The sequence below is a fragment of the Streptomyces sp. NPDC058664 genome (genome assembly GCF_042716635.1).
Taxonomy (GTDB): Bacteria; Actinomycetota; Actinomycetes; order Streptomycetales; family Streptomycetaceae; genus Streptomyces.
Genome location: NZ_JBHXRW010000223.1, coordinates 1 through 1,254, shown reverse-complemented (window position 1 = coordinate 1,254; position 1,254 = coordinate 1). Strand labels below are relative to the sequence as shown.

Here is a 1,254-nt window from a genome sequence, read left to right as displayed (position 1 = left end):
ACCGAAGACATAGGGGTCACCGCCCTTGAGCCGGACCACGAACTTGCCCGCCTTGTAGCCCTCGACGAGCGCGAGGTTGATCGCCTCCTGCGCCATCGACCGGCCGTAGGGGATCTTGGCGGCGTCGATCACCTCGACGTGCGGTCCCAGTTCGGCAAGCAGTTCCGGCGGGGCGAGCCGGTCGGCGACGACCAGATCGGCGCGTGCGAGGAGCCTGCGACCGCGCACAGTGATCAGGTCGGGATCGCCGGGACCACCGCCGACGAGCGCGACGCCGGGGGTCACCGGTTCCGAATCATCGGTCACCACACCGGATTGCAGCGCTTCGAGCAGCCCGTTGCGCACAGCAGCCGAGCGGCGGTGGGCACCACCGGCCAGCACGCCGAGCGAAAGCCCGTCGTAGCGCGCGGTCGCGGGGGTGACTGCGGTGCCGTCGCGAGCGATGTCGGCGCGCACGCAGAAGATCCGCTTGGCGGTGGCCTCGGCGACCACGGCGGCATTGGTCTCGGGTTCATCGGTGCACGCCATCGCGTACCAGGCGCCGTCGAGATCCCCGTCGGCATAGGCGCGCAGTTCGATGCTCAACTGCCCCGCCGTCCCCATCCCTTCGACGGCAGGCGTGACCGCCCGGCTGACCACGTGCACATCGGCACCGGCGGCCACGAGCAACCCCAGCCTGCGCTGGGCAACGGTTCCACCGCCGACCACCACCACTCTGCGTCCTCGCAGATCGAGCCCGACCAGGTAGTTCGGGTCGCCTGCGGGCGGGGTCGATGCGGTGTCAACGGTGTTCGGCACAGTGTCCCAGCCTAGTTCCTGGTCCGATGCGGCCCGAATGGGCCCATGCCTGGCGAGAATGTCGACGATCTGTCCGCCCACGCAGGTGTCATGACGGACGTTCCGTCGGTTGTCCGCGGTGCGGGACCCGACGAATGTTCAAGAATGGCTACGACCGAAGACAACGCGCCTGCCGCGAGCTACGCCGATCGCGTGATCGCGGTGGAGCCGGGCGGCAACGAGACCATCCCCGAGTCCGCCCGGCACGGCACCCCACGCCAGCTCCTGTGGACCTGGACCTCGCCCAACCTCGAGTTCGCGACGATCTTCATCGGTGTGCTGTCGGTGACCGTGATCGGCATTAATTTCTGGCAGCCGGCGCTCGGACTCGCGGTGGGCATCGGGCTCGGCGCCGGGGGGCATTTCGTATTGTCCGCGCGGGGGCCCGAGTACGGCGTGCAGCAGATGGTATTGGGG

2 protein-coding genes are annotated in these 1,254 nt (G+C 68.9%); one reads left to right on the top strand and one right to left on the bottom strand.

Going from position 1 to position 1,254, the window contains the following annotated elements:
• Positions 1–798 (bottom strand): siroheme synthase (locus tag ACFWUY_RS41735; RefSeq protein ID WP_384122312.1); only part of this gene is annotated, 798 nt, incomplete at its 3' end.
• Positions 799–942: 144 nt separating this feature from the next.
• Between ACFWUY_RS41735 and ACFWUY_RS41730 the strand changes: the two genes are divergently transcribed.
• The coding region (locus tag ACFWUY_RS41730) for a cytosine permease (protein ID WP_384122307.1) at positions 943–1,254 on the top strand (312 nt) is incomplete at its 3' end.